A 26,509-nucleotide genomic window follows, 5' to 3' on the forward strand; every position below is an offset into this window, starting at 1 on the left:
GCTGCCGCCGGGATAAACGCGCCTTCGGGCGCGTTTTTTAATGCCATTCAAGCCCCTGCCAGCCGGCAACGGGCAAAAATAGCCCGGCCTGTGATCCGCCCCCTTGATCAACCCCGTCACAAAATGCCACCCTCCCCTCACTGGATAACAACCTTGCCCCGTCGGTGTTACAACGGGACAGGGCTGGCTACATTGATGGCCCGGCGACGACGCCGGCAACTAAGGATCAAGGAAACCCATGAACCGTTCCGAAACGCTATTTGAACAAGCCCAGCAAACCATCCCCGGCGGCGTGAACTCGCCGGTGCGTGCCTTTAAAGGCGTGGGCGGTACCCCGGTGTTCATCGACAGCGCCGACGGCGCCTACCTGTACGATGTGGACGGCAAGCGCTACATCGATTACGTCGGTTCCTGGGGTCCGATGATCCTGGGCCACAACCACGACAGCATCCGTAACGCCGTAATCGAAGCCGCCCACAAGGGCCTCTCCTTCGGTGCCCCCACCCAGTCCGAGGTGGAGATGGCGGACCTGGTCTGCAAGCTGCTGCCCAGCGTTGAGCAGGTTCGTATGGTGAACTCCGGCACCGAAGCCACCATGAGCGCCCTGCGCCTGGCTCGTGGCTTCACCGGCCGCGACAAGTTCATTAAGTTCGAAGGCTGCTACCACGGCCACGCCGACTGCCTGCTGGTGAAAGCTGGCTCCGGCATGCTGACCTTCGGCGAGCCCACCAGCCCGGGCGTGCCGGCGGACTTCGCCAAGCACACCCTGACCGCCGACTACAACGATCTGGACAGCGTTAAGGCCCTGTTCGAGTCCAACCCGGGCGAGATCGGCGCCATCATCCTGGAGCCGGTGGCTGGCAACATGAACTGCATCCCGCCGGTAGAAGGCTTCCTGGAAGGCCTGCGCGCCCTGTGTGACCAGCACGGCGCCCTGCTGATCATCGACGAGGTGATGACCGGCTTCCGCGTCTCCCTGACCGGTGCCCACGGCCACTACGGCGTAACCCCGGACCTGGTCTGCCTGGGTAAGGTAATTGGCGGCGGCATGCCGGTAGGCGCCTTCGGTGGCCGTGCCGACGTCATGGCTCACCTGGCTCCGAATGGCCCGGTATACCAGGCCGGTACCCTGTCCGGTAACCCGGTCGCCATGGCCGCTGGCCTGGCCCAGCTGGAAGTGCTGCAACAGCCTGGCCTGTACGATGAGCTGACCGCCAAGACCGAGAAGCTGATCCACGGCATCAAGGCCGCGGCCGACAAGCACGGCGTACCGATGGCGATCAACACCGTGGGTGGCATGTTCGGCTTCTTCTTCACCGAAGAGCAGAACATCACCTCCTTCGCCCAGGTGTCCCGCTGCAACATGGATCACTTCAAGGCGTTCTTCCACGGCATGCTGGATGAGGGCGTTAACCTGGCGCCGTCCGCGTTTGAAGCGGGTTTCCTCTCCATGGCCCACAGCGACGAAGACATCCAGGCGACCCTGGACGCCGCCGACAAGGTGCTGGCCAATATCGCCGCTGCTTAAGCGGGTTTTAAGGGCATTCGTGCCCAACCAGGCATGAAAAAAGGAGCCACTTCACGTGGCTCCTTTTTTGTATTCCATCTGTACTTGCCCGGTTATTTCTCGGCGCTCATATTCCACAGAATGGATTGATCCGCCCCCATCATGGTGGACGGCATCTGGCCATTCCACTGCTGGGCTTTGACGTAATCCACCAGACGATCGCTGTTGGCCAACGCCTTAGCCTTCTGGGTCATCGCTTCCGCTTCGGCCAGGCCGGTCATGCGGATGGCCTGCGCCTGCGCTTCCGCCTCGGTGATGATGGCGTAGGCCTTGCCGTCCGCCCGCGCTTTCTCCGCATCCCGCTTCGCTTCGGCGGTGTTCACCTCACGCTGGGCTTCGAGCTTTTGCCGGTCCAACCGGTGCATCTCCGCCGCCGCCAAGTTCTTCTCGGTTTGCTTGGTCTCAATGCTTTGCAGGTACTTAGCAGGCAATACCAGATTCTCTATCTGCACGCTGTCCAGCTTGACCGGAAACTCCGCCATGGTTTCCAGCAACTCGGACTCGATCATGGCGATCACCTGGCCGCGAGACTGGATGATCTGCTCCGCCTTGTACTTGGCCAGCGCTTCCTTGGCCGCACTGCGCAGCCGGGGGTCGAGAATGCGGGCCTCGAACTGATCCAAGCCACCAAAGTTCTTGTAAAGCTCAAACGCCTCGGCGCGGATCACCGTCCAGTTGACCGACACCTCAGCGTCCACCGGCATCTGCTCATTGGTGGCCGCCTTGAGGGTTTCCAGGTTCTTGCGGGTACGGATCTCCAACTCTTCCACCGTATCGGCAAAGGGGATCTTAAAATGCAGACCCGGATTAACCTGCGTGGTGGCTTCGCCGAAACGCTTGACGATGCCGACATGGCCCTCGTCGATGGTGTAACAACTCATGGCACCTAGCCCCAGCAACACCAGAGCCGCAATGCCACCACTGAGGTAGGAGAGGTTGAATCTCTTTACCGGCGCGGAGACCGTTAAATTCCCTGTCATCGTCATTTCCTTTGACTGTGCATAACAAGCTGTTAAACCTACACAATCAAAAGGTTAATGACAAAACGAAGGGATGATGTCGCTGGGCTGGTCCCAGCGGGACAGCCCAGCACTTCAGCACAGTGGGGCGATGGCTCCGAGACCAGCCTCTCGGTATGGTGCTGCTACAGCTTCACCAGCATCTTGCCGGTATTGGCACCGGAGAACAGCCCTAGGAAGGCGTCAAACGTGCTCTCCAACCCCTGGTACACCGTCTCCTCCGCCTTGATCTGGCCCTGGGCCAGGGCAGCGCCCACCTCCTGGGCAAAGGCATTGAAGTCCGCCAGATGGTCCGTGGCGATAAAGCCCTGCACCTTGAGGCGGCGACGGATGATCTCGGTCAGGTTACCCGGGCCCGGGCGGTTGCCGTCGCTGTTATAGAGATCGATCATGCCGCAGATCACCAGCTGGCCGAAGTCGTTCATGTTACTGATGGCCGCCTCCAGGTGCTCACCGCCGACATTGTCGAAGTAGAGATCCACCCCTTGCGGGGCCACCCGCGACAACGCCTTGGTCAGACTGGCTTCCTGCTTGTAGTGGATCACCCCATCCACCCCCAGCTGCTCGGTCAGGTAGCGGCCTTTGGCCTCGCTGCCCACCGAGCCAATCACTGTGGCGCCCTTGAGCTTGCCCAGCTGGCACACCATGGTGCCCACCGCGCCAGCGGCGCCGGAGACAAACAGGGTCTGCCCGGCCTTCAGCTCGCCGATGCGATTGAGGCCAACCCAGGCCGTCAGGCCGGTAAGCCCCAACACTCCCAGGTAGGACTGCAGCGGCGCCATCCCCTCCGGCAGCTTGGTCACACCGGTGCCGTCACTCAGCGCCAGGTCGCGCCAACCCAGCATATGCAGCACCTTATCGCCCACCGCAAAGTCCGGGTGCTGGGAGGCGATCACCTCTCCCACGGCGCCCCCCTCCATCAGCTGGCCCAGCTCAAAATGGGGCACATAGCTTTTCACCGGGATCATCCGGCCACGCATATAAGGGTCCACCGACAGCCAGTGATTGCGGATCACCAACTGGCCGGGTTGCGGCTCAGGCAGGGAGTGGGAGACTAGGGAAACATCCTGAGGGGTAGGCAGGCCCTGGGGGTAAGTATCCAGTTGCCAGCCTTGGCATTGCAGTGACATCGCATCTCTCCTTGTCGTCATCAGGCCCAATGACGTTAGCAGAAAGCCTGGCCGCTGGCATCATCAGGTCCAACCAGCGGTCAGGCTACCAAGCTGTCAATCTCCTGTGGTGTTCAGGCCTGGGCCCGTCGTCCCCAGGCTTTGCGCCCCAGGGCGATGATTGCCGTCAGCAGGATGGCAAACAGGATCAGGCCGATGGCGATCGCCGGGCTTTGCAGCAGGGTGGGATCCCACACCAGCAGCGCCCCCATCCCCATCATCATCAGGCCGGACATCAGCTTCAGGGTCTGGCCCTCCTTCTCGGTCAGCTTGCGCTTGCCCATGGTCAGGGCAAACACCAGCACGATCAGCGCCAGGGGCACCACGTAGACCAGGTTGTAGAACACCAGATAGAGGTAGCGTTGGGTCTGGGTCAGATCGTGCAGGCTGAGCACACTGGTGAAGATCATCGGGAACCCGGCGGTGCACAGCAGCTCATAGGCGTTAGCCAGGATCGCCAGCACCACGGTGCCGGCAATCAGGGTCGGCAGGCTGCTGGCTTTGGTCAATTGACCCATCCGCTTAATCAGGCTGCTGCGGTTCTGGGTCGACATCGACAGCGACACATCACCCTTGCTGGTGGTGTACTCCCGCACATTGATGGCGCCAGCGCTCAACGCCAGCAGACCCGCCGCTATCATGATCACGCCGCCACCGGCGCCGCCGAGCAGCACAAACAGGTTGAGCCAGGCGGTCATAAACAGGAAATAGATAAAGCCGGAGAAGAACACGAAGATCCCCCCCACCAGCAACATCCGGCGACGGCTGCGGGCGTTGACCAGGATCGACAGCAGGAACAGCAGGACAAAAAAGGCACAGGGGTTAAAGGCATCAACCCCCGCCAGCACCACGGTCAGCAACGGCAGTGACAGGGTCTCCGGCGCCACCGTTCCCAGCAGCGGCAGCTTGACCGGTGCCACCTGGGCCGGGGTAACCGGGGTGTCCAGTCCACAGCTGCCGGCGGTCAGGCTGCCCTCATCACAGGTGGCGAACAGCCCACCGCCTGACGCCTCACTGATTGGCAGCGGCGGGTAAGCGCTGAGATCGCCCCCTTGCTGCTGATAACAGGCCCGCACCAACTCCTGTAGGTAAGCCCCGGTGACACCATCGCCGTTGTAGCCGACCACGGCGCGCTCACACACCGCCATGTAGGGCACCGAGTTGGCAGGGGTGCCGGTGGCTTGCGCCAGGCTGCTCCACAGCGGCCCGGTACTGGCGTCGGTCACCTTGGGGGCCACCAGCTCAAGCCAGGGATACTGCGCCGCCAGGGCATCGATAAAGGGGTGCGCTTCGGCGCAGTGGGGGCAGGTCTCCGACCAGACGAAGTAGAGGGTGATACGGGGCTCACTATTGGGGTCCGACTGATGCCACATCGGCTCTGCCGCCACGCTGTTTGCCCACAAGATCGCCACCAGCCCCAGCAGAGCCATACACCGCATTACCATCATTACATCCCTTGTTACTGACCGGGCACCTGCCCTACCCGTATCAATACGCCTCGATGGGTTCAGGTTCTGTGATCCGCCTCAAGCCCAGCCACATTGGTAACCAAATTGTTAAATGATGGCGATGGGCATGGCCGCTAGCGGTACTGACGAAACTGGCCCGCCAGGGCCAGAGGATCAGCCTGCCACTGGGCCTGTACCTCTTTGCCGATGGAGTCAGGGAAGATCATCGCCTGGCGCTGCGCTATGCCGGTCAGGATGGCCTGTGCCACCGACTCTGCTGTGGCCATCTCGGCCACCGCTTGCCCGGCGTTCATCTCGGTATCGATGGGGCCGGGGAAAGCCCCCAGCAACTGGATGCCCTGCTCCTGCAGCAAAGGGATCAGAGACTGGTGCAGGGAAAACAGCGCCGCCTTGGAGGCACTGTAACCGGCCAGTCCCGGCATGCCGGCTAGGGCACAGACACTGATGACATTAACGATGGTGGCATCAGGCTTGTGCCGCAGATCCGGCACCAGGGCTCGGATCAGCCGCAGGGTGCCAAAGGCGTTGGTCTCCATCTCTGCTTGAATCGATGCCATCGGCGCGCCCAAGGCGTCACCAAAGCCATTGATGCCAGCGTTGTTGATCAGCAAGGTAGCATCCTGGGCACGCTCGGTCAGCGCCATGATCTGCTGCTCGCAGGTGATATCCAGCGTCACCGGGATCAACCGGGGGTCATCATCGCATATCCCCCGACGGCTGCAGGCGTACACCTTGGCGACACCCCGACCCAGCAGCGCTTGGGTCAGCGCCCGACCCAAGCCCCGGTTGGCACCGGTCACCACCGCCACCTGTTGTTGCCACTGCATCCCTTGCCCCCCTTACTCTGCCGGTCAGGCCACTATGGGGTCTTGCCCTGATCTTCGGCCAGTGCCGTATTGCTTAGACCCTTTATGAAAAGCGGTCAGACGCAAAACGGCCCGCCAAATGACGGGCCGTTGTCTTTCGCAAGCTTCTGGCGGGCTTCTGACTTAGAAGGCGTAGCGCACACCCAGACCGGCGTGCAGACCGAACTCGGCACCGCCATCGAAATCCAGGTTGGGGACCACCTGCAAGAACGCCTCCCAGCGGGGCGCAAAGTGCAGCTCCAGCCCCAGCGGCAGGCGGGCACCGATGCCATCATCCCAGCCAACGAAGGCACCGCCGCCGACGTACCAGCTCATGGGCACATCTTCCACATCCGGCACGGTACCGCGCTTGAACAGGTAATCGGCACTGATGCCGTCATTACCCAGGAAGAAGTTGTACTTGTTGTCCAGTTGGGCGGTAACACCCAGGCCCTGGTCGTAACCAAAACCCACCTCGAAGCGGGCTTCAGCGGCAGTGGTGGCCAACAGGGCAGTGGCACCCAGTGCGGCCATCGAAAGGTACTTCATGACTATCCTCTTTCGTTAAGCGATCTTGGCGGGTCGGAAACCCCGGGTTCAGAGAGCCCTAAGGCGACCGTTTTAACGCGCAGCACAATACAGGCTGGCACCCTCCCTCGCCGAGTCGGCAGGCGACAAAGTGGCGCGCAGAATATCACCAAAGCCTCGATTCATTCACGCATTATTCTCATGCGACAACACTGGTTTCCAAATGCCACTTGGTAAGCCTTTGCTGTACATGGAGTAATCGACAATCTCGTCATAACATGCGAACTGTGTCGCCCTATTGCCTGGCAAAGAAAGAAATCCCGAACCGAATCACAAGCTATTCCTTCTTGCTTTTCAGTGGTTTTATCCCGAATTAAAGTCTCAGTCGAAAATATTTACCCAGCCAAGCACAATCCCGTGGCCGATCTAACAAATGGCCGAAATGCCCTTATAAAACAACCTTTTCATCTACACCATTGGGGTAGTCTCGGGGTCAGCTCTCACAAAAGAGGGCACGATGAGGATGATGAGATGAAAAAACTGGCTCTGGCGATGGCAGTCGCCACTTTCAGCTGCGGCGCAGCCGCCAAGACCGTGGTCTCCGATAACGAGGCCTGGAAAGACAAGTACCCGAATCAATACGCCTCCTGGGCCGAGACCCAAGAGACCGATGCGGTGATCGACCTGCTGGAGAAGAACCCGAACCTGGTGATCCTGTGGGGCGGTTACGGCTTCATGAAGGACTACAAAAAGGCCCGCGGCCACCAGTTCGCCGTGACCGATGTGGTGCAGACCCTGCGCACCGGTGCCCCGATGGGTGACATGGACGGCCCGATGCCGGCCTCCTGCTGGTCCTGTAAGACCCCGGATTCCGCCCGCATGATCGCCGAGCTGGGCGAAGCCGAGTACTCCGCCAAGAAGTTCGGTGCCCTGGGCCACGAGATGTCCAACGCCATCGGCTGTGCCGACTGTCACGACGGCACCTCGCCCAAGCTGACCCTGTCCCGTCCGTTCGCTGAGCGCGCCATGGAAACCGTGGACCTGGCGTTTGCCGATCAGGACCGCAAGATGCAAGGCTCCCAGACCTGTGCCCAGTGCCACGTTGAGTACTACTTCGATCCCACCAACAGCGGTGCGGTGAAGTTCCCCTGGGATATGGGCATGAACGCCGAGCAGCAGCTGGCCTACTACGATTCCATCGGCTTCGCCGACTGGACCCACGCTGTCTCCAAAGCGCCGATGCTGAAAGCCCAGCACCCGGAGTTTGAGACCTGGGCCCCGAGCATCCACGCCGAGCTGGGCGTGACCTGTGTTGACTGTCACATGCCGAAGGTGAGCAACGACGAAGGTCGCAAGTTCTCCAAGCACAACGTCGGCAACACCATGGATAACTTCGACGTGGCCTGTTCCTCCTGCCACGACAGCAAGTCCGACATGGAAGACCTGCTGAAGGCCAACAAGGCTGAGATCCAGGCCAAGCAAGCGCTGGCCGAAGAGGTTATCGTGCGTGCTCACTTCGAAGCGGGTGCTGCCTGGGATGCCGGTGCAGACGAAGCCGAGATGAAGCAAGCGCTGACCAAGATCCGTCACGCCCAATGGCTGTGGGACTTCGCCATCGCCTCTCACGCCATCCACGCCCACAACCCGAGCGAGTCCCTGCGTCTGCTGGATTCCGCCAAGGCCACTGGCCTGCAGGCGCAAGCTGAGCTGAAGAAGGTACTGGACAAGCACGGCGTGAAGCAGCCGGTTGCCCTGCCGGACTTCTCCACCAAGGCCAAGGCACAAGCCCTGCTGGGCTTTGACAAGGCCGCCGACCAGGCCGCCAAGGACAAGTTCGTTGAAGAGCGCGCCAAGGGCCAGTGGGAAACCCCGCTGAAGTAAGCCGATAAGCGTGAAAAAAGCCCGGGCAGTGCCCGGGCTTTTTTGTGTCTGCGACTCAACCAAGATTTGCTTTGGGCTGGCACGGCCAAATCAGCCCCCAAGCCGAAAATCTGGCTTACTGGCTTCAAATCCCAACCACCTTTTGTTAGGTGAAACCACTGAGTTAGATACGAAAGTGAAAATCTTTACTCTTATTGACACTCTGGTGTGCTCTGGGTGTCAGTTTTCACTTTCTCAACAACATAAACATTTATTTCATTTACCACTTTAAGTAGCTTCGCCCTCAGCTTCCCACCGGAAAGGGGAGCAAAATGAGGATGATGAGATGAGAAAACTGACCCTGGCGATGGTGATCGCTACCCTCAGTTGCGGCGCTGTGGCCAAGCCGGTCCAGTCCAACAACGAAGCCTGGCAAAGCAAATACCCCAATCAATACGCCTCCTGGGCCGAGACCCAGGAGACCGACGCCGTTATCGACCTGCTGGAGGAAAACCCCAACCTGGTGATCCTGTGGGGCGGTTACGGCTTTATGAAGGACTACAACAAGGCCCGTGGCCACCAGTTCGCCGTCACCGATGTGATCCAGACCCTGCGCACCGGCGCCCCCATGGGCGACAAAGATGGCCCCATGCCGGCGGCTTGCTGGTCCTGTAAGACCCCGGACGTGGCCCGTCTGATCGAAGAGAAGGGCGAAGCGGCCTACTTTGATCCCAAGTTTGGTGCCCTCGGCCACGAGATGAGCAACGCCATCGGTTGTAACGACTGCCACCAATCCGGTACCCCTAAGCTGGCCCTGTCCCGCCCCTACGCGGCCCGCGCCATGGCCACCATCGATCAGCCGTTTGAGCAGCAGGATCGCAGCATCAAGGCGGCCCAGACCTGTGGTCAGTGTCACGTCGAATACTACTTCGACAAGACCAACCACAACGCGGTGAAGTTCCCCTGGGACAACGGCCTGACTGCCGAAGACGCGGAAGCCTACTTCGACGCCATCGAGTTTGCCGACTGGACCCACGCCATCTCCAAGGCGCCGATGCTCAAGGCCCAGCACCCGGAGTATGAGACCTGGTCCACCAGCGCCCACGCCGACATGGGCGTCACCTGCATCGATTGCCACATGCCCAAGGTCACCAATGACCAGGGCCGCAAGTTCTCCAAGCACAATGTCGGCAACACCCTGGATAACTTCGATGCCGCCTGCTCCTCCTGCCACGACAGCCAGTCCGATATGGCGGCGCTGCTCAAGGCCAACAAGGCAGAGATCAAAGCCGCCCAGGCCCAGGCCGAGGAGGTAATTGTCCGTGCCCACTTCGAAGCAGGCGCCGCTTGGGACGCCGGTGCCACCGAGGCGGAGATGAAGCAAGCCCTGACCCACGTCCGTCACGCCCAATGGCGCTGGGATTTCGCTATCGCCTCTCATGGCGTCCATGCCCACAACCCCGGTGAAGCCCTGCGACTGCTGGCCTCTGCCAAGGAGATCGGCCTGCAGGCGCAGGTCGAGCTGAAGAAGGTGTTGGATAAACATGGCGTGGCTCAACCGGTTGCCCTGCCGGACATCTCCACCAAGGCCAAGGCGCAAGCGCTGATGGGTTACGATCGGGAGGCAGATCAGGCCGCCAAAGACAAGTTTGTCGAGGAGCGCGTTAAGGCCCAGTGGAACACCCCACTGAAGTAGGCCAACTAACGTAAAAAAGCCCGGGTTCTGCCCGGGCTTTTTTGCGTCTGCGGGCTATCTGAGCTTCACTGGATCTCTGTCAGGGACGTGATAGCGTAAAACGTAACCTCACTGCAGCGGGAGGCGAGGATGGACCCACAAGCCTACTTCGATGAACTCGACAGGCTGTTTGTCACCCTGTTTGAACAGACCAAGCAGGGCCAGGCCTGCGATGATCTGCGCGCCCAGGTGCAGGGCTTTGTCCGCGCCGGAGAGGTGCTCGGTCTGCTCAGCCGGGCCGACAGCGAGGCCCGCATGGCGGCCGCCCACCAGCAGGTATTCCAGCAAAGTATCCAGCAGCGCCAGGCACACAAGGCTCAGCTTAAGCAGATGCGGGAGTCCGGCTATCGCGATCTGGAGACCCCGGCCATCCATCGCCGCCACAACAACAGCGACAACTAGGAGACGCCATGTACGGCGATCTGGCCATCCTCTGTGGGTTGATCGTGCTCTACGCCGGCCTGTCGGGCCGGCTCGAGCGCAGTGTGCTGTCAGGCCCCATGCTTTTTGTCGCCGCCGGCTTTGTATTGGGCCCCGTGGGGCTGGGCTGGTTCGATGGCGATGTCGCCCGGGAGGAGCTCAAGCTACTGACCGATCTGACCCTGGCACTGATCCTGTTCACCGATGCCGCCAACGCCGATCTCACTACCCTGCGCCGCCGTTTTACCCTGCCGCTGCGGATGCTGTTGCTGGGCCTGCCCGGGGTGATCCTGCTGGGCTTTGTCCTGGCACTCTGGCTGTTCGACGCACTGTCTCCCTTGCAGGCAGCGGTGCTGGCCACCATGCTGGCCGCCACCGATGCCGCCCTGGGCAAGGCGGTATTCTCCAACCCCGACGTGCCCGCCCCGCTCAGAGAGGGGCTCAACACCGAGAGCGGACTCAACGACGGCCTCTGCGTCCCCTTCCTGTTGCTGTTCATCGCCCTGGAGCTGGGCAGTATCGAGGGGCTGGGCAACTGGGCCGCACTGGAGCTGTTTGTCCGTGAGCTGGGCGTCGGCTTGCTGGTTGGGGTAGGCGGCACCCTGCTGGTGGTGGGCTTTCTCCGGCTCTGCCATCAACACACACCGCAGAACCCGCTGTGGATCTACATCGCGGTGGCAGCCCTGGCCCTAGGGGTGTTTGCCACCGCTCAAAGCCTGCACGGCAGCGGCTACATCGCCGCCTTCACCGGTGGCTTGCTGTTTGGCTACCTGGCCCCGGAAAAGGGCCACGAGGCGGTAATTGGTGCCGAGGTGGATGGCGAGAGCCTGGCGATGCTGACCTGGTTTGTGTTCGGCGCGGCGGTGATCAGCCAGCCTTTGCAGTTCACTCCCCAGGTGCTGCTCTATGCCCTGCTGAGCCTGACTGTAGTGCGGATGCTGCCGATCTATCTCTGCCTCAGCGGCAGCGGCGAGCGCGCCGAGAGCAAGCTGTTCCTCGGCTGGTTTGGCCCCCGCGGGCTGGCCAGCATCGTCTTCGCCATCATTGTGCTCAACAGTGGCCTGCCCAACGCCGCGTTGATCGCCAATGTGGTGACCTGCACCGTGCTGCTGAGCCTGGTACTGCACGGCATCAGCGCCAATCCCCTGGCCCGTTGGCTGGCTAAGCGGCTGGCGTCGTAACCCAAACGGGACTCGCTGACTACACTGCATTAAGGATCCTGTGCCCAGGGACCAACCGCCCAGCCTGTAGAAACCCTCGGTTGCTGTCCTGGCTCAACTGGGAAAATGGTCATGACCACATGGAAACAACCACTGCGCCACAGCTGGCGTAAAATCCGCCTCGCCTTGGACCGGCTGACCGGCGAGTGGCACCCCTACATCGAAGCGCGCATTCCCAAGGTGGAGATGGCCAAGGCGATGAAATCCGCCTCCATCCCCTCCATGGCTTTTTTCTTCCTGCTCGGTCTCTCCGCCGCCATCGCCACCTTTGGCCTGCTGGCCAACAGCGCCCCGGCCATCATCGGCGCCATGATCATCGCGCCGCTGATGACCCCAATCATGGGGCTGGCCTACGGCGTGGTACAAATGAGCTGGTCGCAGATCGCCCGCTCCGGCATCACCGTGATGCTGGGGGTCGGGGTGGTGATCGGTATCGGCTACCTCAGCGCCCGGGTGATTGGCCTGGAGGTGGCGGGCACCGAGATGCTCAGTCGCGCCTTCCCTACCCTGCTGGATCTGGGGGTGGCCATCGCCGCCGGCGCCGCCGGGGCCTTCTCACTGAGTCGGGAGAGCATCCGCAGCTCGGTGGCCGGGGTCGCCATCGCCGTGGCGCTGGTACCGCCGCTGTCGGTAGTGGGGATCGGCCTGGCGCTGGGGCGCAGCGCCGCCGCCGACGTCGGCCTGTCGTTTCGCGAGCTGGGGCTGTTTGATGCGGGCATGGACATCGCCACCGGCGCCTTTGTGCTGTTTCTCACCAACCTGACCGCCATCGTTGCTGTAGCAGGGATGGTGATGACGCTGCAGGGCTACGCCCGCTGGCGCCGTGGCATGGCGGGTCTGGCCACCACCATCATCGGCGCGGTGATCCTGGTGCAGCCACTGGGGGATGAGCTGCACAAGCTGCAGGTAAAAAGCGAGGCGCTACGCCTGGCCAATACCCTGCCCCGCACCTACCCGGGGATCTTTGAGAAGGCACTGAGAGTCGACACACTGAGCGTGCGCTACCAGGACGATGTGGTGCACTTGCACATCGAGGGCTTTATCGCCGAGGATAGGGTTGAAGGCGCCCAGGAGCGGCTGAACCTCTACCGGGAGATGCTGGAGCGGGAGATCCGCGAGTCGGTGGTGATCGAGACCGAGGTGATCCCGGTGCAGCTGCTCAAGTTCCGCTCCGCCGCCCTGCCCGCCGAGGAGCAGCCCGAGGGCGCACTGACTCAACTACAACCTGGCGTGACGTCTGAGCCCACTAATCCCGCCCGGCCAGAGAGCCCCAGCCATGAGCCCTAAAGTACTGAATACCCTGAAATGGACCCACCGCGCCGGCCTCGTCTTTCTGGCCATCGGCCTGGCGCTTTATGCGGTCAGCCCGGCGGAGCATGACGTCGGCCGCATGGTAGTGATGGCCAGCTGCCTGGGCTTGGGCCTGGTGCTCATCGCCCCCTGGCCCATCGCCCTGTTTCTGCGCTGGGCCCAGAGCCAATCCCCCGGTAACTGAACTGCCAGCCCAGCGCTACACCGCAATCCAGGTAGCACGAGCCGCCGCAAGGCACTGCCCCTGCTGGTCATACAGTGCCGCCCCACCGTAATGCTTGCGCCCCTCCTGCCCCATGGGCCAAGCACACACCATCAGCGGGGCATCCAGGCCGATGTGAAAGTGAAAGCGCTGCAGGGTCAGCCGCCCCAACAGCGCCTTGGGGTTGGTTTGCCCCAATGTCGCGCCGAAGAAGCTGGGGCAGTCCAGTGCCGCCCAGACCTGTTCCGCCGCCAGCTCCCCCTGGTCATTGGCCAGGGCCGGAAACAGCTCCAACGGCGCTGCCACCATCTGATGGTCCTCCACCTGCCCGGCAAACAGCCGCAGCCCATCATGGCGCTGACGCTCGGGGCCGCAGACATAGCAGCGGGGATAGGGGTGATGGTGAAACCCCGGGTACTGGACACTGGCCGCCTGGGCCTGCGGCCAGTCACAGGGGCTGGGGATCGACAACGCCAAGCTATCAAAGGCCACCGTGGCCACCTGGGTTTGACCCGCCATCACCTGGGCCTGCTCCCCCTGCCGCTCCAGCGTCATCGGCGTCGCCAGCGGTGGCGGAGTGCGCAGGGTGACGGTGATGGCGCGCTCGGTGTCCGGGGCAAAGGCCTGGGCAAAACAGCCGGCACTGTAGCCGCCGTTGCCACTGCCATCAGGGCCATTGAATCGGGGGGCGATCTCCAGGCTCATAGCATCCTCTCAGTCGGTCAAAAACCCAGCTTATCCAGCTTCATCGAAGCGCGGCAAGCATTGGCAACCGGCTGAAAAGTTGGACGTTGTAACGGATCTTGGCCAGCCGCCAGAAACATGCGAACCTGACTGCAATTGTATCGCTTTTGCTGGGAGGCAGAATGAAACGGATTGGATTGTGGTTGGCGCTGGTGTGCAGCCTAGTGGTGCCCCAGGCCCTGGCGGACAGTGTGGCCGATGCCATCACCACCTTTAAGCAGGCCCCGGAGACCCACTCGTTCTTCGACAACGCCTACGGCTACGCGGTGTTCCCCACCATTGGTAAGGGCGGCATCGGTTTAGGCGGTGCCTATGGCTCCGGTAAGGTGTATCGCCATGGCAAGCTGACCGGCAACAGCAAGATGGCCCAGGTCACCTTCGGCTTCCAGCTCGGCGGCCAGGCCTATAGCCAGATCATCTTCTTCCAGAACAAGGACGCCTACGCCCAGTTCACCAGTGGCGACTTCGAGTTTGGCGCCCAGGCCAGCGCCGTTGCCCTGACCGTGGGCGCCTCCGCCAGCGCCGGCACCAAGGGCACCAGCGCTGGAGCCGCCGGCAACCAGTTGGAGAACGATTACCATGGCGGCATGGCGATCTTCACCGTCGCCAAGGGCGGTTTGATGTACGAGGCCAGCCTGGGTGGCCAGGCCTTTACCTTTGACCCGGTAAACTGACCGCCGCTTTGGGCCGCCAGGCACAGGCCAGGCGGATCCCCGCCGCCATGCTGAGCACAAAGGCCAGGATGGTGAGGTGGCCGGTACCGAGGCTGGCCAGTGCCGGCCCTGGGCACAACCCAGCCACACCCCAGCCCAGGCCAAACAGGGCTGCACCCCCCAGCAGGCGGCCATCGATGGCCTGACTCAGTGGCAGGTGATAGGCATCACCGGCCGCGGGCTTGGCCCCCTGCTCCGCCCTGGGCTTCACCCACAGCAGGTAACCGGGCAGGAACACCGCCAGGGCCCCGCCCATCACCGCCATCAGGGCCGGATCCCAGCTACCATCGGCCAGCCTGGAGAGGTCGAGAAAACCCAGCACCTTGGCGGGATCCGCCATGCCGGAAACAAACAGGCCAAAACCAAACAGCAGGCCACAGCCAAAGGCGATCAACTTGTTCATGCTGCCCCCTTAATGCAGAAACACGGCGGCCAGCACGCCGGTGGTCATAAACACCCCGGTGGCGGCGGCGGAACGCAGCGACAAGCGGCCAAGGCCACAGATCCCGTGGCCGCTGGTGCAGCCAGAGCCCAGGTAGGTACCGATCCCCACCAGCAGGCCCGCCACCACCACCCGGGGCAGGCTCAGGCTGTCTAGATCGGCACTGACCGCGCCAAGCAGACCCATCGCTACGCCGCTGGCCAGCAGGCCCAGCAGGAAGGCAAAACGCCAACCGTCGCCGCTCACCGGCTTAAGGGCGCCGGTCAGGATCCCACTGATCCCGGCAATCCGCCCCCCCAGGGCCAACATCAGCAGCGCCGACAGGCCAATCATCGCGCCCCCCAACAGGGGCATCAGCAAACTCATCAAAATCCTCTCCTGTACCTCGACGCGAGGTCTCCCCCGCGTCCTCAGGATATGTCACTCAGAACCGGGCGTTGACCGCCTGGTAGGTTTTATAGCCCCCGGTCAAGTTCTTGGCCTGGAACCCGGAGTTGGTCAGCAGCTTGGTGGCAACATGGCCACGCAGCCCCACCTGGCAGAACACCAGGATGGTCTTGTCCTTGGGCAGTTCTGCCAGACGCTCACGCAGTTGATCCACCGGGATGTTGATCGCCCCGGCGATGGTACCGGTCCGGCTCAGCTCGCCGGGGTTACGTACATCCAGCAGCAGTTGGTCATCGCCGGCGTCATCCAGCGCCTGGCTATGCACCAGGGCGGTCTCTCCCGTCACCCGGTTGCTAGCGACGAAGCCCGCCTGGTTAAGCACGTCCTTGGCGGAGCCGAACGGCGGCGCATAGGTCAGCTCCATCTCGGTCAGGTCAAACACCGTCATGCCGGCGCGGATCGCCACCGCCAGCACATCGATGCGCTTGTCGATGCCATCCTTGCCGACCGCCTGGGCCCCCAACAACTTGCCGTCTTTGGGGCTGAACAGCAGCTTCAAAGAGACCGGATGGGCGCCGGGGAAGTAGCTGGCGTGGCTGGCACCGTGGACGTAGACCTTGTCGTAATCCCAGCCCAGTTGGGCCAGGCGCTTCTCATTGAGACCGGTATTGGCCACCGCCAGAGAGAATACCCGGCAGATGGCGGTGCCCTGGGTACGGTTATAGCGACTGTCCTGACCGAAGATCACGTTGGCGGCGATGCGGCCCTGGCGGTTGGCCGGGCCGGCCAAGGGGATCAGCGCCGGCTGGCCGGTCAGCAGATCAATCTCCTCCACCGCATCCCCTACCGCGAAGATGTGCGGATCGCTGGTGCGCATCTGCGCATCCACCTGGATGCCGCCAAGCTCGCCGATGGTCAAGCCGGCGTTCGCCGCCAGGCTCACCTCAGGCTTCACCCCGATGGCGCTGATCATCAGCTCAGTCTCCAGCACCTTGTCGTTGCTCAGTTGCAGGCGCAGGCCCTGTGGCGTCTCCTCGACCCGCTGTAGCGCGGTGGCCAGGTGCAGATCAACGTCGTGATCCACCAACTCCTGGTGCAGCATATTGGCCATCTCCGGATCCACCGGCGCCATCACCTGGTCTGCCATCTCCACCAGGCTGACCTGGATGCCGCGCTGGTGCAGCGCCTCCACCATCTCCAGACCGATAAAGCCGCCACCCACCACGGTGGCGTGCTTGGGCTGGTGCTGCTCAATGGCGGTCAGGATCTTGTCCATGTCCGGCAGGTTGCGCAGGCTGAAGGTGCGGGGGTTTTGCAGGCCCGGGATGGGCGGTACCACAGGGGCGGCCCCGGGAGAGAGGATCAGCGCATCGTAGCTTTCCTGGTAGCGCTGACCGGTGACCCGGTTGAGGATAGTGACGCGCTGGGCGGCGGAGTCGATGCTGAGCACCTCGTTGTGTACCCGCACATCAACGTTGAAACGCGCCTTGAAACTGGCCGGGGTCTGCAGCAGCAGGGCGTCCCGCTGCTCGATGTCACCGCCAATGTGATAGGGCAAGCCGCAGTTGGCAAAGGAGATGTGCTCACCCCGCTCCAGCAAGACGATCTCCGCCTGTTCGTCCAACCGACGGGCCCGCGCCGCCGCCGACGCGCCGCCGGCCACGCCACCCACAATCACCAGTTTCTTCATACCGCCTCCCGATCGGGCCATCCACAGCAGGGCAGCCCAAGACTAAAATAGGGAAGCTAATTTAGTTTTATCTAATTTAGTTGTCAACGGGTTTATTGCAGCAGTGGATCGTCCTTTGGCAGCTTGCCGGCGATCCACTTGGCCAGGCGGTGACGGATGTTGACCCCGGTTTCCTGGTCTTCCGGTAGCGGTGTCAGCAACTTAAGGTGCACCAGCATGCGGTAGATCGCCTCCGCCTTCTCATCGGCCGAATCGGTGGGCTTAAAGGCGCTGTAGCCGGACTTCACCGCCAGCGCTTCGCCGATCTGCATCGCCTTCTTAAACAGGGCCTTTTCGTTCTTCAGCTTCTTCATCTTCTGCTCCTTGGCGATCCGAGTCCTTAGGCTAGCAGGCCTGGCCTGCGGGTAACAGGACCGATCCCGTTACACTCCAGCCGGGATGGATCCCCGCTGTCTTCCCCCACGACTGCTAGCCTGTACAGGATCCCGAATTGAAGGAGGGCGCAGCGTGGCTCATCGTTACGACAGCATTCTCGACACCATCGGCAACACCCCGGTGGTCCGCATCAACCACCTGGCCCCCGAGGGGGTCAACCTCTACGTCAAGATCGAAGCCTTCAACCCCATGGGCTCGGTCAAGGATCGGCTGGCGCTGGGGGTGATTGAAGACGCCGAACGCCGGGGCGAGCTCAAGCCGGGCCAGACTGTGGTGGAGGCCACCAGTGGCAACACCGGCATCGGCCTGGCGATGGTCTGCGCCCAGAAGGGCTACCCGCTGGTGGTTACCATGGCGGAGAACTTCAGCGTCGAGCGGCGCAAGCTGATGCGCTTTCTCGGCGCCAAGGTGGTGCTCACTCCGGCCCATCTGAAGGGTTCCGGCATGGTGGCCAAGGCCAAGGAACTGGCGGAAGCCCACGGCTGGTGGCAATCGCGCCAGTTTGAGAACCCCGCCAACGCCGACACCCATGCCCGCACCACCGCGGTGGAGATCCTCGAGGACTTTGCCGATGTGTCACTGGATTACTGGGTCACCGGCTTTGGTACCGGGGGCACCCTCAACGGCGTCTCCCGGGTGCTGAAGGCCCGCAGCCCCCATACCCAGATCATGGTGTGCGAGCCGGACAATGCCACGCTGCTGGCCAGCGGCGTACCCCAACCCCGGGATGAGCAGGGCCAGCACAGCGCCAGTCACCCCAACTTCCGCCCCCACCTGATGCAGGGCTGGTCACCGGACTTTATCCCCCAGCTGGCGGAGGAGGTATTGGACGGCAGCCGCATCGATCACTACCTGCCCATCGATGGCAACGAGGCGCTCAAGTGCAGCGCCGAGCTGGCCAGCCGGGAGGGGATCTTCACCGGGATCTCCGGCGGCGCCACCTTTGCCGGCGCCCTGGCGGTGGCCCGCAAGGCCCCGCCCGGCAGTCACATCCTCTGCATGCTGCCTGACACCGGCGAACGCTACCTCAGCACCCCCCTGTTTGAGCCGGTACCGGAGTCGATGACCGAGGAGGAGATCGCCATCGCCCGCTCCACCCCCAACTACCGCTTTGACGTCAGTGCCGCGCCCCCCACCGCCGGCTCGGCGCTGATCCCGCCGGATCCGGAGCAGGAGGCCGAGGTGGCCGCGCTGATCGCCGACGCTGATCAGCCCATCGTGATGTTTGCCCTGGAGTGGTGTGAGTTCTGCTGGTCAGTGCGTAAAGTGTTTAAGCAGTACGGTATCCCCTACCGCTCGGTGGACCTGGACTCGGTGGCCTATCAGCAGGACCAACGCGGCGGTAAAATCCGCTCGGTGCTGAAGGAGAAGACCGGCTGGACCACCCTGCCGCAGATCTTCATCGGCGGTGAGTTTGTCGGCGGCTGTACCGATCTGTTCGACCAGATCCGCGCAGGGGATCTGCCCAAACGCCTGACCGAATTGGGCATTCCCTTCGACACCAGCGTCGACGCCGATCCCTATGATCAGCTGCCCAAGTGGCTCCACCCTCGCTAGCCCGGCATCACACCGGTATCATAGGGGCCTCTGAATCAAGCTGAGCGAGGCCCCTGTGGCGAAAAAGTTCTACGTTGTCTGGCGCGGTCACAAGACCGGGATCTTCACCGACTGGCCCCAGACCCAGGCCGCCGTCAGCGGCTTCTCCGGGGCCAAGTACAAGGCCTACCCCAGCCGGGAAGCCGCCATGGCGGCACTGAAGCAGGGCCACGCTGCGGCCCTGGGTGCTACTGCGAAAGCGGCCAGCAAGCCCGCCGCCAATACCGCGTCGAAACCCGCCAACACCGCAGCACTGCCTGACAGCGAAGTGGCGATCTACTGCGATGGCGCCTGCGACCCCAACCCCGGCCAGGCCGGTACCGGGGTGGCGCTGTACCGTCAGGGCCAGGCTGCCGAGCTCTGGTACGGGCTCTACAACCCCATGGGCACCAACAACACCGCCGAGCTCAACGGTTTGCACCAGGCCCTGCTGCTGGCACAGCAAGAGCGCCAGAGTGGCCGCAGCGTCACCGTGTTATGCGACTCCATGTACGCCATCAACTGCATCAAGGTCTGGGCCGACGGCTGGCAGAAGCGCGGCTGGAAGCGGGCCGGTGGCGAGATCCAGAACCTGGCCCAGATCCAGACCATCCACGCCCTGTGGCAGCAGCTCAAGCACCAGGTCAGCCTGGAGCACGTTAAGGGCCACGCCGGCATCGAAGGCAACGAGCTGGCCGATCGCATGTCGGTCTACGCCGTCACCGAAAAACAGCCGGATTTTGTTGCCCTGCCCACCCCCTTTGACCTGGACGAGATCCTGGCGATGCGGGCCGGCTAAGCCGCCATAACTTGCAGTGGGTCCGACTCCCTCCCCCCTCCACTTGCAATCTGGCAGTGGCAGGATAGAGTCGGCCTATCCCCTCCCGGCATAGATTGAACAAGGACGTAATGCGTAAACCGGCGTTTTGGCTTATCCCCCTGGCTCTGTTGGCGGCCCTCTCGGCCCTGGGCTGGCACTATTGGCAACAGGAGCAGGCCCGGGCTGAGCGCTGGCGATGCCCCCATGGCTACCCGGTGTTTCCCAACTCGGACAAACGGGATGCCAAGGGCTTTCTCGGCGCCTACGTCCAGTTTCCCGGTCAAAGCTACCACGGCAAGCAATCGGTGGGCAGCGGCAGCGCTGTGCTGCAAGGCAGTGCCCGGGTCGAGGGGATCCCCCAACCCGGCCTGAAGCTGCGACTCTACCTCAATGGCAGCCGTGCCACCGAGTGGGCCACCACCGACAGCCAGGGCAGCTACAGCATCCCGCTGCCGGCAGGGGAATACCGCATCTCCGGCTTTGAACTGGCCCGGGACAGCGCCGATGAGTTGCTGCTGGGGCTGATCCACAAGGCCCCCTACCGCTTTAATCAAACCTTCACCCTGGCCGATGGCCAAACCGGCACCGGGCTGGATTTTCGCTTTGTCACCCCGGTGCGCCGAACCCTGCAGCAAACCGAGTACCGCGTGGATGAGCCGATCCCGGTGCAGTGGCAGGCCTACCTCGGCGCCAGCTACTACAAGATCCAGGTACTGGAGATCGAAGACCCCTACGAAGAGGGCGGGGTGCAGCGGATCTTCCCCTTTGGCGACCGTCCCCGCACCATCACCACCGAGCTGGACCTGCGCGAGCTGTACGACGGCTTCAAACCCGGCTACTTCTACCGCTACGTCATCACCGCCTTCGACGAACAGGACCGTCCCATCGCCAGCAGTGGTCGCAAGCACGTTGATGTCGATTTCCTGATCCTGCCCTAAGCGCCACTGGATTGATCCAAAACAAGTTATCCTCGGATAGCCAAAGCAGGCTCGGTGTCGCCGTGGCACCGCGCCTCAGTTGAGATAAGCTGGGTAGGACAGAGAAAGGAGTCCGCCCATGGGTCAAACGGTCACTGAGCAGCACTTTTCCCAACAGGATCACCACCGCTTCGAGCGGCAACTCACCGAGGATCTGGACTGCCTGGCGCAGCTGCTGACGGATCCCGACTGGGGCCGGGGCGAACGCACCCTGGGCGCCGAACTGGAGCTCTATCTGCTGGATCAGGAGCAAGGGCCCTGGATGGCCAACCAGCAGCTGCTCAAGGCGGCTGCCGATCCCCACCTGACCCCAGAGCTCAACCGCTTCAACCTGGAGTACAACTGCCCCTACACCCAGTGCCAGGGCAGCCCGTTCAGCCAGCTTGGTGGCCAGATGACGCGCCAGCTGAGCCAACTCCAGCACCTGGCCAGTGAGATGGGCGGCCAGGTCACCGCCATCGGTATCCTGCCCACCCTCAAATCGGCCCACTTCGGCCTCTCCTCGATGACCGATGAGCCCCGCTACCACCAGCTGACCCGGGCGCTGAAGCAGCGCCGGGATGGCCCGTTCCAGATCTGCATCAATGGACCGGACCGACTGATGATGAGCGCCGACGACCTGACCCTGGAGGGGGCCAACACCTCGTTCCAGCTGCACCTTAGAGTCGATCCGGCGGAGTTTGCCGACTGGTTCAACGCCATCCAGCTGGCCACCCCCTTCGTCATGGCCCTGTCCGGCAACGCACCGCTGTTTCTCGGTCGGCGGCTGTGGCAGGAGACCCGCATCGCCCTGTTCAAGCAGTCCATCGACTGCCGCAACCTGTGTGATACCCCCTGGGATCCCCCTGCCCGGGTCTCGTTCGGCAAGGGCTATGTCCGCCACAGCGCCATCGAGCTGTTTCGCCAGGGCACCAGCCTGTTCCCGGTGATCCTGCCGGATTGGCACCGGGTCGAGGACAAACCCGGTGAAGGCCCGGCACTGCACGCCCTGCGTCTGCATCAGGGCACCATCTGGAGCTGGAACCGTCCGGTTTATGACCCCGCCGGCGGCGGTCACCTGCGCATCGAGATGCGCACCCTGCCCGCCGGCCCCACCATCGACGACATGATGGCCAACGCCGCCCTGCTGCTGGGCCTGGCGCAAAGCTTCCGGGCCCAGATAGATAGCCTGATTGACCGCCTGCCGTTCGACTTTGCCGAGTACAACTTTTACCGCGCCGCCCAATCCGGGCTGGAGGCCAAGCTGCTATGGCCAGGACAACGCCTGCTGCTGCAGGAGCAGCCGGTAGTACCGCTGCTGGAGGCCATGCTGCCCCAGGCCCAAACTGGACTGGAGCAGCTGGGCATCGACTCGGACGAGGCGGCACGACTGATGACACTGCTGGCAGAGCGCCTGGCCCGGGGCCAGACCGGGGCCCAGTGGCAACTGCGTGCCCTGGCCAAGCTGGAGCAACAGCACGACCACGACACCGCACTGCGGCGCATGGTCCAGCACTACTGCGAACTGAGTCGTTCAGGCCAGCCGGTGGCCCAATGGGAGTTGCCCGCATGATGCGGATGGACCGGCTCCACCCCCATCCCCTGCCCTCGCCAAGGCAACTGGAACAGGGGATGCTGCACTGGCTTCATAGCCTGCCGGGCCCGGTTTGGCTGACCCTGCCCGGCAGCACCGACAAACCTGCCCGGGTGGTGGTTACCCTGCTTCATGGCAACGAGCCCTCGGGGTTGAAAGGGCTGTGGCGTTGGTGGCACGAGTCGCCCCGACCAGCGCAAACCTGCCACTTTGCCATCATCAATGTCGAGGCGGCCCTGGCGGAGGGCGGCTTTGTCCACCGCTACCTGCCCGGCCAGTGGGACCTTAACCGCGGCTTTGGTGAGCACGGAGACCTGGCCCACCAACGGTTGGCGCGGGATCTGCTTCAACATATCCAGGCGGCCAGGCCGGAGGCGGTGGTGGATCTGCACAACACCTCAGGCAGCGGCCCCAGCTTCGCCGTGGCAACTGAAAACTGGGCCCAACACCGGGCCCTGGCTGGCCTGTTCACCGAACGGCTGCTGATCACCGAAGTGCGCCTTGGCGCCCTGATGGAGATGACCACCCGCCACAGTCCCATCATCACCATCGAGTGTGGCGGGGCGGTGGATCCCCAGTCAGACGAAGTGGCCTACCAGGGGCTGCGACGCTTTTTAGAGACAGAATCGGTACTGGAGGAGCAGCAGGGTGACTGGCAGCTAGACCTGCTGACCCGTCCCATCCGGGTGCGGCTCAATCACGGCAGCACCATCCATTACGGCGAGACCCCCTGCGAGGAGGCCGACATCACCCTGCCGCCGGACATCGAGCGACTCAATTTCGGCTGGGTGCAGCCGGAGGAGCCGCTGGGCTGGCTCGGCAGCAAGGGACTGGATGCGTTGAATCTCAGCGATGGCGAACAGCAACTGGCCGCCAGCGAGCTGTTTGTTCAGCAGGACAACCGGCTTCACCTGGCCTGCGGCAGCAAGCTGTTTATGATCACCACCAACGCCCGCATCGCCGCCAGCGACTGCCTGTTCTACGCCGTCCGTAGCCCATCGGCCAGTGATGGATAGATAACGAATCGGTCACAAGAACCCTTCCGCTGGCGTGATACACTCCCCGTGGCCAGACGTTTCTAGCCGAAGGAGACACGGCATGAAAACCCGGGATCGCATCTTACTGACTGCATTAGAGGCGTTCAGCGCCCGCGGCGTGGCTGGTGTATCGACCAACCAGATCGCCGATGAGATGGAGATCAGTCCAGGCAACCTGCACTACCACTTCAACAGCAAGGCGGAGCTGATCAAGGCGCTGTACCTGTGCTTCAACCAGGACATCCTCAGCTACACCCGTACCAGCGAGCGGCCGGTCCGCACGCCCCAGGAGCTTTGGCTGCTGCTGGCACTGAGTTTCCAGCTGCTGGCCAAATACCGCTTCGTATTTCGTGACGCCAGCTACGTACTGAACCGCTACCCGGAGCTGCGCCGCCCCTTTGCCACCTTGTTGCGGCAAACCCGCGAGAGCAGCCAGCGCTTCTGTCGCGGACTGGTGGCCAGCGGCATCCTCGACGCCGACAGTGACACCCAGGAGGCGCTGGCCCAGGGACTGCACCTGCAGATCACCCAATGGGTGGGCTACGCTGATCTGCTGCAACTGGGCCGGGTGACCCACCAGGATGAGCAAGACCCCTTCGCCCTGGTGGAGGGGATCAACCAGGTACTGCACCGGTTGCACCCCTACCTGCGCCCGGAGGTGCGGGAGGCGTTTACCAAACCAGTCCCCGCCGAGGTCATCAAAGAAGCGATATAAACCATAATCGAATTGAAATGGAGTTGTGTCTGCTCGCCCCGTAGCATGAATCAGGTGGGCGCTTGGCACGGATGGCTTGGCCCCACGTAGACCACAGCAACGACAAAGGAATCTGCCATGGCGCCATCTCTGTTCAAACCGGAGGAGCTCTCCTCCATTGGTCAGCAACTGCTGCTGTCCAACCAGACCATGATCCAAACCTTGCTGGCCGCCAGCCAGCAGTGGCTAAGCCACAGCATCGAGTACCACCGCGCCTCCATCGAGATGGGGGTGACTATGCTGACCCAGGCTCAGGCCCAGCAGGCCGAGCTGAACCAGCATTGGCAAGCGGTGTGGCAGGCGAATTACGAGGAGGGCCAGCAGTTTTGGCAGCAGTGGTTTGAACACAGTGGCGCCCCGGTGACGGAGGCGGTTCCCCAGCCAACGAGCCTCGCCAGCGCCCAGCCTCAACCCGCCTCCGCAGAAACCACCCCGCCTCCATCAAAGCCCCGCACAGCCACTCGCAAAGTCACCCGCAAAACCACCACGGCAAAACCCCGCAAGCCCCAGCCCGCCGCCAAGGCTGCCCCGGCAAAGCCAACAGCGAGCAAGACCTCAAAGACTAAGAGCACGACGGCAAAAGCCGCCGCAGCTCAGACAGCCCCAACCAAGCCCAGCGTCGCCAAGACTGCCGCAGCTCAGGCAGCCCCAGCCAAGCCGGCAGCCGCTAAAGTCACCGCGACAAGCAAACCCGCCAAGACGGCGGCCAGCAAGGCCAATGGCGCTAAGGTGGCTCCCACCAAAGCCACCGCGGCAAGTGCCAGCAGCGCCAAGGGCGTGGAAGCAAAACCCGGCAAGGCCACAGCGGCGAAAGCCCGTGCTGCCAAGCCCGCCTCAAGCAAGCCCGCGAAGGCGTCGCCGGCAAAAACCGCGGCTGCAAAGCCCAGCGGCGAAGGCCAGTAACAACACGCCCCGCCGAGGCTCAAGCCTGGCGGGGCGTGCATCGCGCTAAATTGACGGCGTAGGGTTCCCCCTGTTGGGCAGCTCTGATTCTCTGGTGTTGATCCTCACCTGGCGAACCCAACCGGAACCCCACGCCGGATCAAAAGGATAGACCCTTTCCGTCGCCATTGCCCAAGTCACATCCCCATCCTAAGTTCAGTAACTTCGTCTACACCTGTAAGACGCGATCAGGATGCGAGGTGTGGAATGAAAGGCAAAGAGCGCAAGAAGGTATTGAACCTGCTCAACGAGATCATGGAGAGGGAGCTGGCCGGCGTCGTGCGGTACAGCCACTACTCGCTGATGGTGTTCGGCTACGGCCGCATCCCAATCGTCTCCTGGCTCAAGGGCAACGCCAGCGAGAGCCTGGCCCACGCCCAGCGCGCCGGTGAGTTTGTCACCATGCTGGGCGGCCACCCCTCGCTGGGGATAGGCCCGCTGCTGGAGTCCAAACAGCACGACATTGGCGACATCCTGCGGGAAAGCCTGGCCCACGAAAAGAGCGTGGTGCAGCTGTATTACAACCTACTGACCCTGGTGGAGGGGAAGTCCGTGGTACTGGAGGAGTACGCCCGGGAGATGATAGTGCAGGAGACCCTGCATGAGGACGAAGTCGACAAAATGCTCCGTCGGCCTGGCGATATTGAGGCGTTCGATTCGGATCATTGATCCTGGCGCTGACGAACCCGCTCTTTCTGCTTCTGCTGGGCCAGCCAGTGCCGCTGGAACGACCAGCGGCGGTCGGTGGGGATGGTGTCGTCACAGGGGTCACTCTGGTGCCAATCCCGTCGCCGTGGGGCGACTGAGCCTGCGGTCATTAGGTCAAGCAGGATCAGCGGCCAGAACAGCAGGCACAGGCTGGCGTATACCAGCCAAGTGGCTCTGCCGGTTGGCTGCACCTGGCCGAGCAGGTAGCCGCGCTTGAGTCTGGCCCAAAGCACCACCATTGCACCCAATGTCAGATAGCCCCAGATCACGGTCATCCTTCCGCTCCCCTGAAGTGGCTTGGCTCCTGCCTAAGCCTGTGTATTTTCTATTCTACTCATTTCGAGTAAACGCTTTTGCCGTAGCAAAC

27 protein-coding genes are annotated in these 26,509 nt (G+C 62.7%); 16 read left to right on the forward strand and 11 right to left on the reverse strand.

Annotated elements, in window-relative coordinates:
- Positions 1-238 precede the first annotated feature (238 nt).
- A complete protein-coding gene (gene hemL, locus BUC04_RS12715; RefSeq protein ID WP_067661117.1) occupies positions 239-1,528 on the forward strand; it encodes a glutamate-1-semialdehyde 2,1-aminomutase in 1,290 nt (429 codons plus the stop codon).
- Between the two features lie 92 nt (positions 1,529-1,620).
- On the opposite strand, the gene BUC04_RS12720 is transcribed toward hemL, so the two are convergent.
- The 5 genes from BUC04_RS12720 to BUC04_RS12740 form a co-directional block, all read right to left on the reverse strand.
- On the reverse strand, positions 1,621-2,547 hold the full coding sequence (locus BUC04_RS12720; RefSeq protein ID WP_067661115.1) for an SPFH domain-containing protein: 927 nt from the start codon (positions 2,545-2,547) through the stop codon (positions 1,621-1,623).
- A 164-nt stretch (positions 2,548-2,711) separates the two neighbouring features.
- Complete coding sequence (locus tag BUC04_RS12725) at positions 2,712-3,716, reverse strand: NADP-dependent oxidoreductase (protein WP_067661113.1); 1,005 nt, start codon at positions 3,714-3,716, stop codon at positions 2,712-2,714.
- A 113-nt stretch (positions 3,717-3,829) separates the two neighbouring features.
- The gene (locus BUC04_RS12730) at positions 3,830-5,185 is read right to left on the reverse strand and encodes a cytochrome C biosynthesis protein (protein WP_200804688.1); all 1,356 of its coding nucleotides are present in this window, start codon (positions 5,183-5,185) and stop codon (positions 3,830-3,832) included.
- Between the two features lie 152 nt (positions 5,186-5,337).
- Positions 5,338-6,051, reverse strand: a complete 714-nt coding sequence (locus BUC04_RS12735) for an SDR family NAD(P)-dependent oxidoreductase (protein ID WP_067661109.1) — start codon at positions 6,049-6,051, stop codon at positions 5,338-5,340.
- A gap of 162 nt (positions 6,052-6,213) precedes the next feature.
- On the reverse strand, positions 6,214-6,618 hold the full coding sequence (locus BUC04_RS12740; RefSeq protein ID WP_067661107.1) for a hypothetical protein: 405 nt from the start codon (positions 6,616-6,618) through the stop codon (positions 6,214-6,216).
- Positions 6,619-7,128: 510 nt separating this feature from the next.
- On the opposite strand from BUC04_RS12740, the gene BUC04_RS12745 reads away from it, so the two are divergent.
- The 6 genes from BUC04_RS12745 to BUC04_RS12770 all read left to right on the forward strand — a co-directional run bounded on the left by BUC04_RS12745 (position 7,129) and on the right by BUC04_RS12770 (position 13,327).
- On the forward strand, positions 7,129-8,478 hold the full coding sequence (locus BUC04_RS12745) for an ammonia-forming cytochrome c nitrite reductase subunit c552 (RefSeq protein WP_067661105.1): 1,350 nt from the start codon (positions 7,129-7,131) through the stop codon (positions 8,476-8,478).
- Between the two features lie 325 nt (positions 8,479-8,803).
- Positions 8,804-10,153: an ammonia-forming cytochrome c nitrite reductase gene (gene nrfA / locus BUC04_RS12750; RefSeq protein ID WP_067661103.1), complete on the forward strand. Its 1,350-nt coding sequence runs from the start codon at positions 8,804-8,806 to the stop codon at positions 10,151-10,153.
- A 129-nt stretch (positions 10,154-10,282) separates the two neighbouring features.
- The gene (locus BUC04_RS12755) at positions 10,283-10,594 is read left to right on the forward strand and encodes a hypothetical protein (RefSeq protein ID WP_067661101.1); all 312 of its coding nucleotides are present in this window, start codon (positions 10,283-10,285) and stop codon (positions 10,592-10,594) included.
- A gap of 8 nt (positions 10,595-10,602) precedes the next feature.
- On the forward strand, positions 10,603-11,793 hold the full coding sequence (locus tag BUC04_RS12760) for a cation:proton antiporter (protein ID WP_067661099.1): 1,191 nt from the start codon (positions 10,603-10,605) through the stop codon (positions 11,791-11,793).
- Positions 11,794-11,904: 111 nt separating this feature from the next.
- Positions 11,905-13,119, forward strand: a complete 1,215-nt coding sequence (locus tag BUC04_RS12765) for a DUF389 domain-containing protein (protein WP_067661097.1) — start codon at positions 11,905-11,907, stop codon at positions 13,117-13,119.
- A complete protein-coding gene (locus BUC04_RS12770) occupies positions 13,109-13,327 on the forward strand; it encodes a hypothetical protein (RefSeq protein WP_067661094.1) in 219 nt (72 codons plus the stop codon). Before BUC04_RS12765 ends, BUC04_RS12770 begins: the two co-directional genes overlap by 11 nt.
- A gap of 15 nt (positions 13,328-13,342) precedes the next feature.
- On the opposite strand, the gene BUC04_RS12775 is transcribed toward BUC04_RS12770, so the two are convergent.
- A complete protein-coding gene (locus BUC04_RS12775) occupies positions 13,343-14,050 on the reverse strand; it encodes a hypothetical protein (protein ID WP_067661092.1) in 708 nt (235 codons plus the stop codon).
- Between the two features lie 161 nt (positions 14,051-14,211).
- Between BUC04_RS12775 and BUC04_RS12780 the strand changes: the two genes are divergently transcribed.
- On the forward strand, positions 14,212-14,763 hold the full coding sequence (locus BUC04_RS12780) for a lipid-binding SYLF domain-containing protein (protein WP_067661090.1): 552 nt from the start codon (positions 14,212-14,214) through the stop codon (positions 14,761-14,763).
- Here the strand turns inward: BUC04_RS12780 and BUC04_RS12785 are convergent.
- From BUC04_RS12785 to BUC04_RS12800, 4 genes are all read right to left on the reverse strand, one after another.
- Positions 14,741-15,205: a YeeE/YedE family protein gene (locus BUC04_RS12785; protein ID WP_067661088.1), complete on the reverse strand. Its 465-nt coding sequence runs from the start codon at positions 15,203-15,205 to the stop codon at positions 14,741-14,743. The genes BUC04_RS12780 and BUC04_RS12785 overlap by 23 nt on opposite strands.
- Positions 15,206-15,214: 9 nt before the next feature.
- Positions 15,215-15,610, reverse strand: coding sequence for a YeeE/YedE family protein (locus BUC04_RS12790; protein ID WP_067661086.1), 396 nt, complete (start codon positions 15,608-15,610; stop codon positions 15,215-15,217).
- 58 nt (positions 15,611-15,668) lie between these two features.
- Complete coding sequence (locus BUC04_RS12795) at positions 15,669-17,321, reverse strand: FAD-dependent oxidoreductase (protein WP_067661084.1); 1,653 nt, start codon at positions 17,319-17,321, stop codon at positions 15,669-15,671.
- 92 nt (positions 17,322-17,413) lie between these two features.
- Positions 17,414-17,674 (reverse strand): DUF5062 family protein, encoded by a 261-nt coding sequence (locus BUC04_RS12800; RefSeq protein WP_067661083.1) that lies wholly within the window; start codon positions 17,672-17,674, stop codon positions 17,414-17,416.
- Between the two features lie 154 nt (positions 17,675-17,828).
- Between BUC04_RS12800 and BUC04_RS12805 the strand changes: the two genes are divergently transcribed.
- The 8 genes from BUC04_RS12805 to BUC04_RS12840 all read left to right on the forward strand — a co-directional run bounded on the left by BUC04_RS12805 (position 17,829) and on the right by BUC04_RS12840 (position 26,103).
- Positions 17,829-19,313 carry a pyridoxal-phosphate dependent enzyme gene (locus BUC04_RS12805; RefSeq protein ID WP_067661081.1) on the forward strand — a complete coding sequence of 495 codons (1,485 nt, stop codon included), beginning with the start codon at positions 17,829-17,831 and terminating at the stop codon, positions 19,311-19,313.
- A gap of 55 nt (positions 19,314-19,368) precedes the next feature.
- Positions 19,369-20,130, forward strand: coding sequence for a ribonuclease H family protein (locus tag BUC04_RS12810; RefSeq protein ID WP_067661079.1), 762 nt, complete (start codon positions 19,369-19,371; stop codon positions 20,128-20,130).
- 110 nt (positions 20,131-20,240) lie between these two features.
- A complete protein-coding gene (locus BUC04_RS12815) occupies positions 20,241-21,089 on the forward strand; it encodes a carboxypeptidase-like regulatory domain-containing protein (RefSeq protein ID WP_067661077.1) in 849 nt (282 codons plus the stop codon).
- Between the two features lie 118 nt (positions 21,090-21,207).
- Positions 21,208-22,680, forward strand: a complete 1,473-nt coding sequence (locus BUC04_RS12820) for a glutamate-cysteine ligase family protein (protein WP_067661075.1) — start codon at positions 21,208-21,210, stop codon at positions 22,678-22,680.
- Positions 22,677-23,717, forward strand: a complete 1,041-nt coding sequence (locus BUC04_RS12825; RefSeq protein ID WP_234977402.1) for a M14 family metallopeptidase — start codon at positions 22,677-22,679, stop codon at positions 23,715-23,717. Before BUC04_RS12820 ends, BUC04_RS12825 begins: the two co-directional genes overlap by 4 nt.
- Positions 23,718-23,799: 82 nt before the next feature.
- Positions 23,800-24,453, forward strand: coding sequence for a TetR/AcrR family transcriptional regulator (locus BUC04_RS12830; protein ID WP_067661073.1), 654 nt, complete (start codon positions 23,800-23,802; stop codon positions 24,451-24,453).
- A 117-nt stretch (positions 24,454-24,570) separates the two neighbouring features.
- Positions 24,571-25,395, forward strand: coding sequence for a hypothetical protein (locus BUC04_RS12835; protein WP_067661071.1), 825 nt, complete (start codon positions 24,571-24,573; stop codon positions 25,393-25,395).
- A 246-nt stretch (positions 25,396-25,641) separates the two neighbouring features.
- Positions 25,642-26,103 (forward strand): ferritin-like domain-containing protein, encoded by a 462-nt coding sequence (locus BUC04_RS12840; RefSeq protein ID WP_067661069.1) that lies wholly within the window; start codon positions 25,642-25,644, stop codon positions 26,101-26,103.
- On the opposite strand, the gene BUC04_RS12845 is transcribed toward BUC04_RS12840, so the two are convergent.
- Positions 26,097-26,417, reverse strand: a complete 321-nt coding sequence (locus BUC04_RS12845) for a hypothetical protein (RefSeq protein ID WP_067661067.1) — start codon at positions 26,415-26,417, stop codon at positions 26,097-26,099. The two genes, BUC04_RS12840 and BUC04_RS12845, sit on opposite strands and share 7 nt — an antisense overlap.
- Positions 26,418-26,509: the final 92 nt, after the last annotated feature.

The sequence above is a fragment of the Ferrimonas marina genome (genome assembly GCF_900129905.1).
Classification (GTDB): domain Bacteria; phylum Pseudomonadota; class Gammaproteobacteria; order Enterobacterales; family Shewanellaceae; genus Ferrimonas; species Ferrimonas marina.

What these genes read in the sequence shown, in the direction of transcription:
- BUC04_RS12840 (WP_067661069.1), top strand. Translation starts at nt 25,642, where the DNA reads ATGAAAGGCAAAGAGCGCAAGAAGGTATTGAACCTGCTCAACGAGATC.
- BUC04_RS12765 (WP_067661097.1), top strand. Translation starts at nt 11,905, where the DNA reads ATGACCACATGGAAACAACCACTGCGCCACAGCTGGCGTAAAATCCGC.
- BUC04_RS12760 (WP_067661099.1), top strand. Translation starts at nt 10,603, where the DNA reads ATGTACGGCGATCTGGCCATCCTCTGTGGGTTGATCGTGCTCTACGCC.
- BUC04_RS12835 (WP_067661071.1), top strand. Translation starts at nt 24,571, where the DNA reads ATGGCGCCATCTCTGTTCAAACCGGAGGAGCTCTCCTCCATTGGTCAG.
- BUC04_RS12770 (WP_067661094.1), top strand. Translation starts at nt 13,109, where the DNA reads ATGAGCCCTAAAGTACTGAATACCCTGAAATGGACCCACCGCGCCGGC.
- BUC04_RS12725 (WP_067661113.1), bottom strand. Translation starts at nt 3,716, where the DNA reads ATGTCACTGCAATGCCAAGGCTGGCAACTGGATACTTACCCCCAGGGC.
- BUC04_RS12825 (WP_234977402.1), top strand. Translation starts at nt 22,677, where the DNA reads ATGATGCGGATGGACCGGCTCCACCCCCATCCCCTGCCCTCGCCAAGG.
- BUC04_RS12775 (WP_067661092.1), bottom strand. Translation starts at nt 14,050, where the DNA reads ATGAGCCTGGAGATCGCCCCCCGATTCAATGGCCCTGATGGCAGTGGC.
- BUC04_RS12845 (WP_067661067.1), bottom strand. Translation starts at nt 26,417, where the DNA reads ATGACCGTGATCTGGGGCTATCTGACATTGGGTGCAATGGTGGTGCTT.
- BUC04_RS12795 (WP_067661084.1), bottom strand. Translation starts at nt 17,321, where the DNA reads ATGAAGAAACTGGTGATTGTGGGTGGCGTGGCCGGCGGCGCGTCGGCG.
- BUC04_RS12785 (WP_067661088.1), bottom strand. Translation starts at nt 15,205, where the DNA reads ATGAACAAGTTGATCGCCTTTGGCTGTGGCCTGCTGTTTGGTTTTGGC.
- BUC04_RS12720 (WP_067661115.1), bottom strand. Translation starts at nt 2,547, where the DNA reads ATGACAGGGAATTTAACGGTCTCCGCGCCGGTAAAGAGATTCAACCTC.
- BUC04_RS12780 (WP_067661090.1), top strand. Translation starts at nt 14,212, where the DNA reads ATGAAACGGATTGGATTGTGGTTGGCGCTGGTGTGCAGCCTAGTGGTG.
- BUC04_RS12820 (WP_067661075.1), top strand. Translation starts at nt 21,208, where the DNA reads ATGGGTCAAACGGTCACTGAGCAGCACTTTTCCCAACAGGATCACCAC.
- BUC04_RS12800 (WP_067661083.1), bottom strand. Translation starts at nt 17,674, where the DNA reads ATGAAGAAGCTGAAGAACGAAAAGGCCCTGTTTAAGAAGGCGATGCAG.
- BUC04_RS12740 (WP_067661107.1), bottom strand. Translation starts at nt 6,618, where the DNA reads ATGAAGTACCTTTCGATGGCCGCACTGGGTGCCACTGCCCTGTTGGCC.
- BUC04_RS12755 (WP_067661101.1), top strand. Translation starts at nt 10,283, where the DNA reads ATGGACCCACAAGCCTACTTCGATGAACTCGACAGGCTGTTTGTCACC.
- BUC04_RS12735 (WP_067661109.1), bottom strand. Translation starts at nt 6,051, where the DNA reads ATGCAGTGGCAACAACAGGTGGCGGTGGTGACCGGTGCCAACCGGGGC.
- BUC04_RS12830 (WP_067661073.1), top strand. Translation starts at nt 23,800, where the DNA reads ATGAAAACCCGGGATCGCATCTTACTGACTGCATTAGAGGCGTTCAGC.
- hemL (WP_067661117.1), top strand. Translation starts at nt 239, where the DNA reads ATGAACCGTTCCGAAACGCTATTTGAACAAGCCCAGCAAACCATCCCC.
- BUC04_RS12745 (WP_067661105.1), top strand. Translation starts at nt 7,129, where the DNA reads ATGAAAAAACTGGCTCTGGCGATGGCAGTCGCCACTTTCAGCTGCGGC.
- BUC04_RS12790 (WP_067661086.1), bottom strand. Translation starts at nt 15,610, where the DNA reads ATGAGTTTGCTGATGCCCCTGTTGGGGGGCGCGATGATTGGCCTGTCG.
- BUC04_RS12815 (WP_067661077.1), top strand. Translation starts at nt 20,241, where the DNA reads ATGCGTAAACCGGCGTTTTGGCTTATCCCCCTGGCTCTGTTGGCGGCC.
- nrfA (WP_067661103.1), top strand. Translation starts at nt 8,804, where the DNA reads ATGAGAAAACTGACCCTGGCGATGGTGATCGCTACCCTCAGTTGCGGC.
- BUC04_RS12730 (WP_200804688.1), bottom strand. Translation starts at nt 5,185, where the DNA reads ATGGCTCTGCTGGGGCTGGTGGCGATCTTGTGGGCAAACAGCGTGGCG.